14 protein-coding genes are annotated in these 14,756 nt (G+C 52.6%); 6 read left to right on the top strand and 8 right to left on the bottom strand.

Annotated features, from left to right (window positions below):
• Positions 1-117 precede the first annotated feature (117 nt).
• Both galR and J4650_RS07440 read left to right on the top strand, forming a co-directional pair.
• Entirely contained in the window at positions 118-1,146 is a 1,029-nt protein-coding gene (gene galR / locus J4650_RS07435) for an HTH-type transcriptional regulator GalR (RefSeq protein ID WP_000201030.1), read from the top strand.
• Positions 1,147-1,156: 10 nt separating this feature from the next.
• Positions 1,157-2,179 (top strand): LacI family DNA-binding transcriptional regulator, encoded by a 1,023-nt coding sequence (locus J4650_RS07440; protein ID WP_000968353.1) that lies wholly within the window; start codon positions 1,157-1,159, stop codon positions 2,177-2,179.
• Positions 2,180-2,188: 9 nt separating this feature from the next.
• On the opposite strand, the gene lysA is transcribed toward J4650_RS07440, so the two are convergent.
• Positions 2,189-3,451, bottom strand: a complete 1,263-nt coding sequence (lysA, locus tag J4650_RS07445) for a diaminopimelate decarboxylase (protein WP_000056589.1) — start codon at positions 3,449-3,451, stop codon at positions 2,189-2,191.
• Positions 3,452-3,568: 117 nt separating this feature from the next.
• On the opposite strand from lysA, the gene J4650_RS07450 reads away from it, so the two are divergent.
• Positions 3,569-4,504 (top strand): LysR family transcriptional regulator, encoded by a 936-nt coding sequence (locus J4650_RS07450; RefSeq protein ID WP_000741798.1) that lies wholly within the window; start codon positions 3,569-3,571, stop codon positions 4,502-4,504.
• Here J4650_RS07450 and J4650_RS07455 read toward each other — a convergent pair.
• The 6 genes from J4650_RS07455 to J4650_RS07480 form a co-directional block, all read right to left on the bottom strand.
• A complete protein-coding gene (locus J4650_RS07455; protein WP_023993964.1) occupies positions 4,476-5,183 on the bottom strand; it encodes an aspartate/glutamate racemase in 708 nt (235 codons plus the stop codon). The two genes, J4650_RS07450 and J4650_RS07455, sit on opposite strands and share 29 nt — an antisense overlap.
• Positions 5,184-5,295: 112 nt before the next feature.
• The gene (gene araE, locus J4650_RS07460; RefSeq protein ID WP_000253635.1) at positions 5,296-6,711 is read right to left on the bottom strand and encodes an arabinose-proton symporter AraE; all 1,416 of its coding nucleotides are present in this window, start codon (positions 6,709-6,711) and stop codon (positions 5,296-5,298) included.
• A gap of 353 nt (positions 6,712-7,064) precedes the next feature.
• Entirely contained in the window at positions 7,065-7,826 is a 762-nt protein-coding gene (gene kduD / locus J4650_RS07465) for a 2-dehydro-3-deoxy-D-gluconate 5-dehydrogenase KduD (RefSeq protein ID WP_000602490.1), read from the bottom strand.
• Between the two features lie 56 nt (positions 7,827-7,882).
• A complete protein-coding gene (gene kduI / locus J4650_RS07470; RefSeq protein WP_000383274.1) occupies positions 7,883-8,719 on the bottom strand; it encodes a 5-dehydro-4-deoxy-D-glucuronate isomerase in 837 nt (278 codons plus the stop codon).
• Between the two features lie 430 nt (positions 8,720-9,149).
• Positions 9,150-10,328, bottom strand: a complete 1,179-nt coding sequence (locus J4650_RS07475; RefSeq protein ID WP_000665980.1) for an acetyl-CoA C-acetyltransferase — start codon at positions 10,326-10,328, stop codon at positions 9,150-9,152.
• A gap of 122 nt (positions 10,329-10,450) precedes the next feature.
• Complete coding sequence (locus tag J4650_RS07480; RefSeq protein WP_001270774.1) at positions 10,451-11,314, bottom strand: LysR family transcriptional regulator; 864 nt, start codon at positions 11,312-11,314, stop codon at positions 10,451-10,453.
• 103 nt (positions 11,315-11,417) lie between these two features.
• Between J4650_RS07480 and J4650_RS07485 the strand changes: the two genes are divergently transcribed.
• Positions 11,418-11,873 carry a multidrug/biocide efflux PACE transporter gene (locus J4650_RS07485; RefSeq protein WP_001519547.1) on the top strand — a complete coding sequence of 152 codons (456 nt, stop codon included), beginning with the start codon at positions 11,418-11,420 and terminating at the stop codon, positions 11,871-11,873.
• Between the two features lie 141 nt (positions 11,874-12,014).
• On the top strand, positions 12,015-13,244 hold the full coding sequence (locus tag J4650_RS07490) for an amino acid permease (RefSeq protein WP_000036837.1): 1,230 nt from the start codon (positions 12,015-12,017) through the stop codon (positions 13,242-13,244).
• Positions 13,245-13,274: 30 nt separating this feature from the next.
• Here J4650_RS07490 and rcnR read toward each other — a convergent pair whose 3' ends face one another.
• Positions 13,275-13,547, bottom strand: a complete 273-nt coding sequence (gene rcnR / locus J4650_RS07495) for a Ni(II)/Co(II)-binding transcriptional repressor RcnR (protein WP_000019953.1) — start codon at positions 13,545-13,547, stop codon at positions 13,275-13,277.
• Positions 13,548-13,668: 121 nt separating this feature from the next.
• Here rcnR and J4650_RS07500 point away from each other — a divergent pair, with 121 nt between their 5' ends.
• Positions 13,669-14,577: a nickel/cobalt efflux protein RcnA gene (locus J4650_RS07500; protein ID WP_038993302.1), complete on the top strand. Its 909-nt coding sequence runs from the start codon at positions 13,669-13,671 to the stop codon at positions 14,575-14,577.
• Positions 14,578-14,756 lie beyond the last annotated feature (179 nt).

Consider the following 14,756-nt stretch of genomic DNA (forward strand, 5'->3'; position numbering starts at 1 on the left):
CGCATTTCTCCCGTGCAGGTCACATTTGCCCGACACGGCGGGGCAAGAGGCTTGAACAGACGTTCATTTTCCGTAAAACTGGCGTAATGTAAGCGTTTACCCACTATAGGTATTATCATGGCGACCATAAAAGATGTAGCCCGACTGGCCGGTGTTTCAGTCGCCACCGTTTCTCGCGTTATTAACGATTCGCCAAAAGCCAGCGAAGCGTCCCGGCTGGCGGTGACCAGCGCAATGGAGTCCTTGAGCTATCACCCTAACGCCAACGCGCGCGCGCTGGCACAGCAGGCAACGGAAACCCTCGGTCTGGTGGTCGGCGACGTTTCCGATCCTTTTTTCGGCGCGATGGTGAAAGCCGTTGAACAGGTGGCGTATCACACCGGCAATTTTTTACTGATTGGCAACGGGTATCATAACGAACAAAAAGAGCGTCAGGCTATTGAACAGTTGATTCGTCATCGTTGCGCAGCGTTAGTGGTACACGCCAAAATGATTCCGGATGCGGACCTGGCCTCATTAATGAAGCAAATCCCCGGCATGGTGCTGATTAACCGCATTTTACCGGGGTTAGAACACCGCTGTGTCGCGCTGGATGACCGTTACGGGGCATGGCTGGCGACCCGGCATCTGATCCAGCAAGGTCATACGCGTATTGGGTATATCTGTTCCAATCACACTATCTCTGATGCCGAAGATCGCCTGAGGGGCTATTACGATGCGCTGGCGGAAAGCCATATCCCGGCTAACGATCGGCTGGTGACGTTCGGCGAACCGGATGAAAGCGGCGGCGAGCAGGCGATGACTGAGTTATTAGGTCGCGGCAGAAATTTTACCGCGGTGGCCTGCTATAACGACTCGATGGCGGCCGGCGCGATGGGAGTATTAAATGATAATGGCGTGGGGGTGCCGGGCGAAGTATCGCTCATCGGTTTTGATGATGTACTGGTCTCACGCTATGTGCGTCCCCGACTGACCACCATTCGGTATCCGATCGTCACCATGGCGACACAGGCGGCGGAGCTGGCCTTAGCGCTGGCAGGGAAATGCCCTACGCCAGAAGTAACTCATGTATTTAGTCCGACACTGGTACGCCGACATTCGGTGTCCACGCCGACGGATACCGGGCACCTGTCGACAACCGATTAATCAGGGTAGCATGATGGCGACAATGCTGGATGTTTCCCGCCATGCGGGCGTATCAAAGGCCACCGTCTCACGAGTGCTGAATGGGACGGGGCAGGTAAAAGAAAGTACGCGCCAGAAAGTGTTTACGGCGATGCAGGCTCTGGGCTATCGCCCCAACCTGCTGGCACGCTCGCTGGCGAATCGCACCAGCAACAGCATCGGTCTGGTCGTCTCTACGTTTGACGGCTTCTATTTTGGCAGTTTGTTGCGCCGGGCGTCGCGCCAGGCGGAGTTTCATAACAAGCAGTTGATCGTCACCGATGGTCACGATACGCCGGAACGAGAGCAGAAAGCCGTACAAATGTTGGCCGACAGACAGTGCGACGCTATTATTCTTTACACTCGCTATATGGATGAGCCGGCGATTTTGTCGTTGATTGACGCCACGGAAATGCCGCTGGTGATTATTAATCGCAACGTCACTCAGGCCCGCGATCGCGCTATTTTCTTCGAGCAGGAGACGGCGGCATTCCAGGCGGTGGAATATCTGATTACGCAGGGCCATCGCGATATCGCCTGTATTACGCTGCCTGTTCATACTCCCACCGGCACATCACGCGTAGCGGGTTATCGCAAGGCGCTGGAAAAATATGGCATCCCCTGGCAACCGGCAAAAGTGAAATACGGCGATTACACGCTGACGCGCGGCTATGACGCCTGCCGGGAATTACTGGAGGAAGGCGTCACGTTTAGCGCGCTATTCGCCTGTAATGATGACACGGCGCTGGGCGCGGCAAAAGCGCTGCGCCAGGCCGGATTACGCATCCCGCAGGATGTGTCGCTGTTTGGTTTTGACGATGCGCCGGGCGCAACCTGGCTTGAACCGGGGCTTTCAACAGTCTATTTACCCATCGAGGATATGATAGCCACCGCGATCGATCAGGCCGTTCGTCTGGCGAACAGCGAGCCGGTCGCCCCGATCCCACCCTTTACCGGCACGCTGATTCTGCGCGAGTCCGTCGCCGCAGGCCCGTTTTTTCAACGTCCGGCCTAATGATGCGCTTCAGAGCATCTCCAGCGCTAACAGCTCTTCAATGGTCTGACGACGGCGGATCAGCCGCGCCTGTCCATTGTCAAACAGTACTTCCGGCAGGAGCGGGCGGCTGTTGTAATTCGATGACATAGACGCGCCGTACGCGCCGGTATCGTGCAATACGAGGTAATCGCCGGGGATGACCGCAGGTAAGGCGCGTGTTTCAACCATTCCCCCTTCCTGCTGCGTAAAAACATCGCCTGATTCGCATAGCGGCCCGGCGACCACCGTCTCGACCCACGGGCCATTTTCAAGCGCGCGACCATCCGCCGCCAGCGCCGAAATACGGTGATAGCTACCGTACATCGCCGGGCGCATCAGATCGTTAAAACCAGCGTCGACCAGCACGAAATGGCGGCTTCCCATCTGTTTTACGCTACGCACCTGCGTTACCAGCACGCCCGATTGCGCCACCAGATAACGTCCGGGTTCGATCTCAAGTTTGACCGCATGTCCCAGATGGCGGGCTATTTGCTCGCGCGCCGCGTTCCACAGACCATAGTAATGGCGCGTATCAACGGGCTCTTCTCCCTCACGATAAGGTATCGAGAGTCCGCCGCCTGCCGAAATCGCCTCCACATCCTGACCACATTCCAGCACCTGGCGAACCATCGCGCCGCAAACCTGCTCCAGATGACCATAATCGACGCCGGAACCAATGTGCATATGGATACCGACAAGTTTCAGTCGGTATTTCTGCATTACCGCCAGCGCCGCCGGAAGATCGCTATGCCAGATGCCGTGTTTGCTGTTTTCGCCCCCGGTGTTGGTTTTCTGGCTGTGGCCGTGACCAAAGCCAGGATTCACGCGCAACCAGACGCGATGCCCAGGCGAAACCTGACCAAGCTGCGTCAGCATATCTACCGAGCCGGCATTGACCGGAATATGCAGTTCACTGACGCGCGCCAGCGTGGCGGCGTCAATCACATCGGCGGTAAAAACGATATCATCAGGGCACGTTTGCGGATCGTAGCCCGCCGCCAGCGCACGTTCGATCTCTCCCAATGAAACAGAATCCACCTTGACACCCTGCGCGCGCATTAAGCGCAGGATATGAATGTTCGAACAGGCTTTTTGCGCAAAACGCACGACGTCAAACTGCTGCAGGGCGGCTATCTGACGGCGAATAATGTGCGCGTCATAGACCCAGACCGGACAGCCGAATTCAGCAGGCAATCTGAGCAAATTTTCAGCGTTAAGGTCAGTTTCAGCGTGATAATGCGGCAATGACATAACAAACTCCGGAACAGGCTTTTTAACGATTACGCCATACCTTAGAAAGAATAAAAAATATCGTTTTATTGTCAGTCTATGCAAAAATGATATGGGATAAATGATTCAGGGAAACGTATGGCTGCCGTAAATTTACGTCACATTGAAATTTTTCACGCCGTAATGACCGCCGGAAATCTCACCGAAGCGGCGCGGCTGCTGCATACCTCGCAGCCTACCGTCAGTCGCGAGCTGGCGCGTTTTGAGAAAGTGCTGGGATTAACGCTGTTTGAGCGCACACGCGGGCGCTTACATCCGACAGTGCAAGGGCTACGCCTGTTCGAAGAGGTACAACGCTCCTGGTATGGGTTGGATCGTATCGTCAGCGCGGCGGAAAGTCTGCGCGAGTTCCGTCAGGGCGAGCTCTCTATCGCCTGCCTGCCGGTCTTTTCACAATCCTTTTTGCCGCCGTTACTACCGCCTTTTCTGGCGCGTTATCCGGATGTCAGCCTGAATATTGTGCCGCAGGAGTCGCCGTTGCTGGAAGAGTGGCTCTCCGCCCAGCGCCACGACTTAGGGCTGACGGAGACGCTTCATGCCCCGGCAGGAACAACCCGCACCGAGTTACTAACGCTAAATGAAGTGTGCGTACTGCCCTGCGACCATCCGCTTGCCGCCAAAACGGTACTGACGCCAGACGATTTTCAGGGGGAAAACTTTATCAGCCTCTCCCGCCTGGACAGCTATCGACAGTTGTTGGATACGTTATTTGCCGAACATCAGGTGAAGCGCAGAATGGTGGTGGAAACGCATAGCGCGGCCTCCGTCTGCGCGATGGTGCGCGCCGGGGCGGGCGTTTCGATCGTTAACCCGCTGACCGCGCTGGACTATGCCGCCAGCGGCGTCACCGTCCGCCGCTTCAGCATTGACGTGCCCTTTACCGTCAGCCTGATTCGCCCGCTACACCGCCCTGCCTCCGCGCTGGTTGACGCCTTCAGTAAGCATTTACAAACGCACCTTTCGCGCCTGGTCGAACCGCTGGAGGTTATTCTGGGGCCGATGACGAAAGCATAAAGCTCACGGCATCTGCGGCATGAATTGCCGTGGTATCGAAAACCGGTAGCGCGCCTTGCGTCTGGGGAACAAGCAAACCTATTTCAGTACAGCCAAAAATAACGCCCTGCGCGCCTTGCACAGCCAGTTGTTCGATAACCTGTAAATAATAGTGGCGCGACGCGTCAGTGAATGTCCCCTGACAGAGCTCGTCAAAAATCACCTGATTGATACGCGCCCGATCGTCCGCCTCCGGCACGATGGTCTCAATCGCAAATTGCTGTTCCAGCCGCCCGCGATAAAAATCCTGCTCCATCGTATAGCGGGTCCCTAATAGCGCCACGCGATGTAACCCCTGACGGGCGATGGCTCGCCCGGTAGCATCCGCGATGTGTAGGAAAGGCAGAGAACAACGAGATTCAATAATGTGCGCGATTTTATGCATGGTGTTGGTACACAGCACAATGCCTTCTGCGCCCGCCTGCTGTAACCCCTGCGCGGCCTGCGCCAGGATATCGCCCGCTTTATCCCACTCGCCACGGCGTTGACATACTTCAATATCGTGGAAATCTACGCTATGCAGCAGTAAGCTCGCCGAGTGCAGGCCTCCCAGCTGCTGTTTAATGCCTTCATTGATTAAACGGTAATAAGGGATAGTCGATTCCCAGCTCATCCCCCCCAACAGTCCGATCGTTTTCACTGCGCTCTCCTTTTTGTAAAGCATTATGGCAGTGAAACAAACTTACACATCCGTTTCCAGTCTATTTTTCATCATGCCGGATAACAGGCGTCATCCGGCATGGGAGGGGGGATTACACGCCAATATTTCTTAGCTTCTCGCCCGCCATTAGCTTGCGTTCGATGTGCTCCAGGGTGACATTTTTGGTTTCCGGAATCAGCCAGAAAGTGATGCCGATAAAAGCGATATTCAGCGCGGTGTAGAGCCAGAATGTACCTGCCGCGCCAATGCTGTCCAACAGTGTCAGGAATGTCGCGCCGATGATCATGTTCGATACCCAGTTTGTCGTGGTTGAACAGGTAATGCCAAAATCACGGCATTTCAGCGGCTGGATTTCCGAACACAGTATCCACACCACCGGAGCGGCGCTCATCGCGTAACCGGCGATACACATCATCGTCATCCCAACGGAAAGCCAGGAGAGACCGCTTGATGCCGTACCGTTATCAAACTGCATCAGGCAGTAGCCCAACACCAATGTCCCTAACGCCATTACGCTGAAACCGATTTTTAACGCCGGTTTACGCCCGGCCTTATCGACCGTAAAGACGGCGATAAAAGTCGCGAACATAAAGGTCAGTCCGACCACCAGCGTAGCGATCATTTGCTGTTCCGTGGTGGTAAAGCCGGCCATTTTAAAAATGCGCGGCGCATAGTACATAATGATGTTCATGCCGGTGAACTGCTGCATTGCCTGTAGCAACATACCGAGGAACACGGCGCGGCGAACATTGCGGTTAGCTTTAAATAATGCCCACCCGCCCTGCTTGAGTTTGAGGCTTTCCCGAATCTCATTCAGTTCATCACGGGCTTTTTCCGAGGTATCGCGCAGCATACGCAGCACCTCTTCCGCTTCAATATGGCGACCTTTTTGCGCCAGCCAACGCGGACTATTCGGCAAGAATACCACCAGAATAATGAGCAACACCGCAGGCAGCGCCAGTACGCCCAACATCGCGCGCCAGTTGCCGCTGTAGCTAAATGCCGTATCGGATAAAAAAGCCAGCACAATGCCTAACGTCACCATCAGTTGATACATACTGATCATTTTGCCGCGAACATTTTCGCTAGCCATTTCAGAGAGATAAAGCGGCGCGGTATAGGAGGCAATCCCTACTGCTACGCCCAGTATCACGCGGGCGCCAATCAATACTTCCACGCTGGAAGCAAACGCCGACCCCAGCGAGCCGAGCACGAACAAAATCGCGCCAGCCATCAGGCTATACTTACGCCCCAGCCGAAATGAAAGCCAGCCGTTAAATAATGCGCCAATTGCCGCGCCAAGCATCATACTGCTGACGACCCACTCCTGCAGCCGACTGGTCAGTACGAAATGGTCGGTAATAAAAGGCAGCGCCCCGGCGATAACGCCGATATCCAGACCAAATAACAGTCCCGCAACCGCTGCAGAAACCGAAACAAACATATTCATACGTCGTGTGTCGCGAAGCGAACGCGGCGTTAAAGCAGAGTCATTAATAGAGACCATATTTTCCTGCCACAACAGAGTAAGACATAGCCTGAAAGTACGGGATACTCTTCCTCAAGTGTCAGGCTGGAAACGGCATAAATATGGATTAAATGGCTACGCTATAGCGATATGTGATGGATATTACACTTTTTAAATTTAACGCCGTTGCCAGATATTTTTTCAAACCACCAATATTTCAATAATTTAAATCATTGATTATAGCTATTATTTAACAATATATGGATTAAGTTAAACTCACAATATGGACTATGCTAATGAGATCATAAAAAAACCCTGTACGAGGACAGGGCTTTATCAGTTTTTTCGGCCAAAGCGTCGATTTTCCCAGAAACGCATTTGTCAGTAGCGGATTAACGCGCCAGCCAACCGCCATCTACCGCTATGGTATAGCCGTTAATATAATCAGCGGCGCTGGATGCCAGGAAGACTACCGGCCCCATTAAATCGCCCGGTAGCCCCCAACGTCCAGCCGGAATACGGTCAAGAATTTCGGCGCTACGTTGTGCATCAGCGCGCAATTGCTGGGTATTATTCGTGGACATATAGCCCGGCGCGATGGCGTTTACATTGATATTGTGTTTCGCCCACTCGTTCGCCATCAGACGCGTTATTCCCATTACGCCGCTTTTCGACGCGGTATAAGACGGAACGCGAATGCCGCCCTGGAAGGAAAGCATAGACGCGATATTAATAATTTTGCCGCCGTTGCCCTGGGCAATAAAATGTTTTGCCGCCGCCTGAGACATAAAGAACACGCTCTTGATGTTCAGGTTCATAACGTCATCCCAGTCTTTTTCCGTGAAATCAATCGCATCTTCACGACGGATCAAACCCGCGTTATTCACCAGAATATCAATATGACCGTATTCCGCCACCGCCCGTTCCAGTAGCGCCGGAATACCATCGATTTGGCGCAGATCGGCAGTCAGGCTTAAAAAACGACGTCCCAGAGCGGTGACGCGCGCAATAGTTTCCGTCGGTTCAACAATGTTAATACCGACAATGTCACAGCCCGCTTCCGCCAGCCCTAACGCCATCCCCTGCCCCAATCCGGTATCGCACCCCGTCACAACCGCGACTTTACCTTCAAGAGAAAATGCATTCAAAATCATTGTTAATCCTTATTTTTGTCATGCCTGCCACGCACAGGCGTTATCACCGGTCGCGACTAGCGCAGATCTTGTACCGCAACGTGATCCATGTCATCGAAGACCTGATTTTCTCCCACCATGCCCCAAATAAACGTATAGGCTTTGGTGCCAACGCCGGAATGTATTGACCAGCTTGGGGAAATAACCGCCTGTTCATTACGCATCACAATATGACGGGTTTCCTGAGGCTGCCCCATCATATGGAAAACGCAACTGTCCTCTTCCATATTGAAATAGAGGTAAACTTCCATACGGCGCTCATGGGTATGGCATGGCATGGTGTTCCATAGATTACCGGGCGCCAGTTCGGTGAGTCCCATACTGAGCTGACAGGTTTCCAGTACATCCGGTACGAAGTATTTATTGATGGTGCGACGGTTACTGGTGAGGTTATCGCCTAAGGTGACGGGCGCAACGTCGGCAGGCGACACTTTTTTCGTCGGATAAGCGGTATGCGCTGGCGCGCAGTTGTAATAAAACTTCGCCGGTCTGCTCGCCTCATTGCTGACGAAGACCAGCTCTTTCGCCCCTTTACCAATATACAGAGCATCACGATGACCAATATCATGGCGCTGCCCGTCAACGATAATGGCGCCCGCGCCGCCAATATTAATGACGCCCAGCTCGCGGCGGTCCAGTAACCGGGAAACGCCAAGCTGTTTACCCACCTCTCCGCCGATTTCAACAGAATGGCTGACGGGCATAATGCCGCCGACAATAATACGGTCGATATGGCTGTAGACCATCGTATATTCATCAGCGACAAAAATATTTTCTATTAAAAACTCGCGTCGCAGCGCCTGGGTGTCCAGCGTTTTAGCGTGCTCGCTATGGATGCTTTGCCTTACGTCCACTTTTCCCTCCAATGATAAATCGATCGCAATGGCATAAAATCAAAACACTGTTTTGTTTTATTTAACGGCATCATAGTCGCCTGGATAAAGGTTTTCAACAATAAATAAAACAACGTTTCATTTATATGGTTGGTTATTTTTAAAACTGCTGTAGCGATCACGATCGGCGCTAAAACTTACGCACTTGTCTGATTTTCAGACATGTGCGCCAGATGCTGTATGCGGTTACTCAGATAAAAATTGGAGCTTGTTTTAGAACGAGGTCTGATGTGCGAATTGAATTAAAAGCGGTATGCGTCTGCAATGCCCGACGCGGCAAGAAGTTCTGCGCTATAACGAAAAAGGGGGGGGCTGTCACTGGCTTTGCCCTCGTGATAGAGGGCTTTTTATAACGGAATACTGAAGCAGGAAAAGGGTGGCTGGCGTAGGATCAGTCGCGTTCAATGGTTAAAGCAACGCCCTGGCCGCCACCGATACACAGCGTCGCCAGACCTTTTCGCGCGTCGCGTTTAACCATTTCGTGCACCAGTGAAACCAGAATTCGACAGCCGGAAGCGCCAATGGGATGCCCCAGCGCAATCGCGCCGCCATTAACGTTTACCCGTCGCTCATCCCATTCCAGCATTTTTCCTACCGACAACGCCTGGGCGGCAAACGCTTCGTTGGCTTCGATAAGGTCGACCTCCGTCAGTTGCCAGCCGGCACGCTCCAGACAGCGCCGGGTAGCATATACCGGCGCAATCCCCATTAGCGCAGGATCGACGCCGACGCTGGCAAACGCGCGGATGCGCGCCAGCACCGGCAGCCCCAGCGCCTGGGCTTTCGCCTCGCTCATCATCATCACCGCGGCGGCGCCATCGTTGATTGAGGAGGCATTACCCGCCGTCACCGAACCTAAACTATCAAACGCCGGATGCAGCAGGGCTAACCCCTCCGCACTGGCGTCGGCCCGCGGTTGTTCATCCGTATCGACAATTGCGGTCTGCCCATTACGTTGCGTGACGATGGGGACAATCTCATCTTTAAAACGCCCGGTATCAATCGCGGCCCTGGCTTTTTGCTGCGAACTGAGCGCATAAGCATCCTGTAACTCGCGGCTGATGCCATATTCCCGCGCCAGGTTTTCTGCCGTCACGCCAATGTGATAATCGTTGAAGGCATCCCATAAGCCATCATGTACCAGACTATCCACCAGATTGTCGGCATCAGGCAACGCGCCGGTACGGCTGTCATTGAGGACATGCGGCGCACGGCTCATATTCTCCTGCCCGCCCGCAATAACAATGTCCGCTTCGCCGCACTGAATAGCCTGCGTCGCCAGGTGCAACGCTTTTAAACCGGAACCACAAACGTCATTAATAGTAATGGCGGAAACGGTAGTCGGCAGCCCTCCTTTGATGGCTGACTGGCGCGCCGGATTCTGCCCGGCGCCAGCCGTCAGCACCTGACCGAGGATGACCTCATCGATAGCGTTAGCGTCCACGCCGGTGCGCTCAATTAACGCTTTTACGACCATGCTCCCCAGCTCGACGGCGGAATGACGGGCCAGCGTTCCCTGAAAACAGCCGATGGGTGTCCGTAAAGCCCCCACTATCACAACCTCTTTCATTACCACCTCAGCGCAAAATGACACCGCCATAGTAGAGCATTGTTAAAATTAGTTATCTTGATTGTTTAAAAAAAGTGAGTTTTATCACAAAGGAAATGACGCTGATTTGACGGTGACGCAGCTTATTTCTGCTGCAAATGGTAGCGAAGCCAGTTCCCTGCCGTTCCGGGCGGCGTCTTCTTGTTCCACAGCAAATCAATAGCAATCGCCCTCGGCCAGCCAGGAACTTCCAGCTGGGCCAGCGGTTTTTCCGCCGCAAACTCTTCCACCAGCGCGCAGGGCAATACGCACCAGCCAAATCCCTGAACCGCCATGCTCAACAGTAATAAATAGTTTGGCGCTGACCAGGCCGGGCCGCGCGTAATGTTGGCATTAGATTCAAGGTAGGTATTCAGACGCAGCTCGCGCCAGGTATGCAGTTGTTCCCATTGCAGGTTCGTCTGCGACGCCAACGGATGCGTGGTCGCCACATAAACCCCCATCCAGCTTTGAACAGGCAGACGCGTCGCGCCAATGTCTGTGGGATAGTCATCACGCGCTTCAATCAGACCTATCTGGGCGCGCCCTTTTTGCAGCAGGTCGATGACATCATCATTTTCTCCGATCAAACATTCAAACTCGGTATGCGGAAATTGACGATCAAACTGCGCCATTAACTCTTCCAGACTGTCAGGGTGCAGGGTATCAGAGAGGACGAACGTGAGCCTTGCCTCCGTCTCGCCGGATAACGTCAGCGCCACCTCATCCAGACGGTCGCTCGCCGATAAAATAGCCTGAACATAGCTAAGCACCCGTTTTCCTTCTTCGGTCAGAACGGGCTGGCGCGAAGATCGATCAAATAATGAAAATCCCAGATCCGCCTCCAGATGCGCAATGGCGGTACTAATGGTGGACTGGCTTTTACGCAGGCGGCGCGCCGCCGCAGAAAACGAACCGCAAGAAACGGTCTCAACAAATGCCATTAACGCTTCAGGTGAGTAACGCATAACCTATCTACTTTATCGATGGATGTTATCTTTTAGGTATCACATTAAACGATAAAATAGCGGAAATTTCTTTCGTTTGATTAAGAGTAAGGTTTTTTCGTTTATGCAACATGACGCCATACAACGTCGCTCGCTACCGGAGCGTATTTTCCATGCTGTCTGTTTTGAAGGTATTGCGACTGCGATACTGGCGCCAACGACCGCCTGGCTAATGCAGCGCTCGGTGCTGGAGATGGGCGGCCTGACGATATTGCTGGCAACGACGGCCATGATCTGGAATATCATTTATAACGCTCTGTTTGATCGACTGTGGCCTGCGCATCAGGTGAGACGAACCGCCAAAGTGCGCGCACTCCATGCGTTAGGATTTGAAAGTGGGTTTATTGTCATTGGTGTGAGTATTGTCGCCTGGGTACTGAATGTCAGCCTGCTACAAGCATTCACCCTGGAAATTGGTTTCTTCCTGTTCTTTTTGCCGTACACGATGCTGTACAACTGGGCGTACGATGTTTTACGCCAGCGAATAGTGACCCGCCGCCAACAGCGCGTTAGTGCATGATATTGCTCTTTTTTGCCGGGATCACAACGCTCCCGGCCCTCCTCCTCCACGACATCCATCTGCTTAAAACGCCCCCAACTGACGCTATTTATGGTAAATTGCGCTTCTTTTTGTGTGTTTTATAGTTGATAAATTCAAATAATGTCTAAAATTTGGTCAAAAGATGAGACTCTCTGGAGTTTTGCATTATACGGAACGGCTGTAGGCGCAGGCACTCTTTTCCTTCCCATCCAGTTGGGATCGGCAGGCGCAATCGTGCTATTTATTACCGCGCTGGTCGCCTGGCCTCTGACATACTGGCCACATAAGGCGCTGTGTCAGTTTATTCTTTCCTCAAAGACTTCTGCAGGTGAGGGAATTACTGGCGCCGTTACTCATTATTACGGCAAGAAAATCGGCAGTATTATTACCACGCTTTATTTCATTGCGTTTTTTGTCGTGGTATTAATTTATGCTGTGGCGATTACCAATTCCCTGACAGAGCAATTAGCGAAGCATATTCAGATAGATATTCGCATCCGGATGGCAGTTAGCTTCGGCGTAGTACTTATCCTGAATATGATTTTCTTAATGGGAAGACATGCCACTCTTCGCGTAATGGGCTTTTTAGTCTTTCCACTTATCGCTTACTTCTTGTTCCTTTCGCTCTACTTAACCGGAAGCTGGCAACCCTCGTTACTGACCGGGCAGATGTCTTTGGATAGTCACACGTTGCACCAGGTATGGATTTCTATTCCGGTGATGGTTTTTGCTTTTAGCCATACGCCCATTATTTCGACGTTTGCCATCGACAGACGGGAAAATTTTGGCGATCAGGCCATGGATAAATGCAAAAAGATCATGAAGGTCGCCTATCTGATTATCTGCCTGAGCGTGCTGTTCTTTGTCTTTAGCTGCCTGCTCTCCATTCCGCCGTCATACATTGAAGACGCGCGCAACGAAGGCGTTACCATCCTTTCCGCGCTCTCGATGATGCCCAATGCGCCGGCCTGGCTCTCTATTTCCGGTATTATCGTTGCCGTCGTGGCCATGTCGAAATCTTTCCTCGGCACCTATTTCGGCGTCATTGAGGGCGCAACCGAAATGGTAAGAACCACCCTACAGCAGGTTGGCGTGAAAAAAAGCCGGGCGTTCAATCGCGCGCTGTCTATCATGCTGGTTTCCGGGATTACGTTTATTATTTGCTGTATTAACCCGAATGCCATCTCTATGATTTATGCCATTAGCGGCCCGCTCATTGCGATGATCCTGTTTATTATGCCCACGTTGTCAACGTACCTGATACCGGCATTGAAACCCTACCGTTCAGTAGGCAATTTCATTACGTTGGTCGTCGGTTTACTTTGCGTATCGGTGATGTTTTTCGGCTAAAGTAAAAGATAGCCGGGATATAACTCCCGGCTATTTAATATAAGAATCCAGCACCTTTAATATTACGTCCAGATCTTCTTCACGCCTGGCTTCATCACTCTGATGAACGATATGCTCGGTCAGATGCCCTTTAATCACCTCACGCATTAAGCCATTTACCGCGCCGCGAATCGCCGCGATCTGTTGTAACACGGCCGCGCATTCATGCGGTTCATCCAGCATTTTTTTTAGCGCTATCACCTGCCCCTGAATCTTGCTGGTTCTGGCTTTAAGCTTTTGTTTGTCCCGGATGGTATGTGACATTGCAACACCTCACTAACATTAACGAATACAAATTATAGCATTACGATGCTACTGGGGGGTAGTATTACATACTGGGGGGGAGTAGAATGACGCCCACATAAAACAACTAAGAATCATTCTCATGGGTGAATTTTCGACACTTCTTCAGCAAGGAAATGGCTGGTTCTTCATTCCCAGCGCCATTTTATTAGGTATTTTGCACGGGCTTGAACCAGGGCACTCCAAAACTATGATGGCGGCTTTTATCATTGCCATTAAAGGTACGGTTAAACAGGCCGTCATGCTCGGTCTGGCAGCAACGCTTTCTCATACCGCGATCGTCTGGTTAATCGCTCTGGGTGGGATGTATCTTAGCCGGGCATTCACCGCACAATCAGTGGAACCATGGCTGCAGTTAATTTCTGCGATCATTATTCTGAGCACCGCGTGCTGGATGTTCTGGCGGACATGGCGAGGCGAGCAGCAGTGGCTGGCGGGAAACCACCATCACGACCACGACCACGACCACGGCCATGACCATGACCACGACCACGACCACGACCACGACCACGACCACGACCACGACCACGACCACGACCACGACCATGACCATGACCATGACCATGACCATCATGGTCACATACATCCGGAAGGCGCAACGTCAAAAGCGTATCAGGATGCCCATGAACGCGCCCATGCTGCCGATATTCAACGCCGTTTTGATGGTCAAACAGTGACTAATGGACAGATCCTGCTATTCGGCCTGACCGGAGGGCTTATCCCCTGTCCGGCTGCGATCACCGTTTTACTGATTTGTATCCAGCTTAAAGCGTTTACGCTGGGCGCCACGATGGTGCTGAGCTTTAGTCTTGGCCTGGCATTAACGCTGGTGACGGTAGGCGTTGGCGCGGCGATAAGCGTTCAACAGGCAGCAAAGCGCTGGAGTGGTTTTTCGACGCTTGCCCGGCGGGCGCCCTATTTTTCGAGCATTCTGATTGGTCTGGTCGGCGTGTATATGGGAATTCATGGCTATACCGGGATCATGCAGTAAATATGTAACGCTTCTGCTCAGGCCGTATCATTCACGTCGGGTTTCATTCCAGAAGCGTTTTTACTTATCAAACGGTATGAAAGGCCATACATTCAGCGTCCCGCCTGAATTCTGTATTTTACTCCACTACACCACAGGCAAAAAATACCCCACCGCCACCGGGTTTAGCCGGCGTGTCA

The sequence above is a fragment of the Salmonella sp. 32120201201600049SM genome (genome assembly GCF_017572835.1).
GTDB lineage: Bacteria > Pseudomonadota > Gammaproteobacteria > Enterobacterales > Enterobacteriaceae > Salmonella > Salmonella enterica.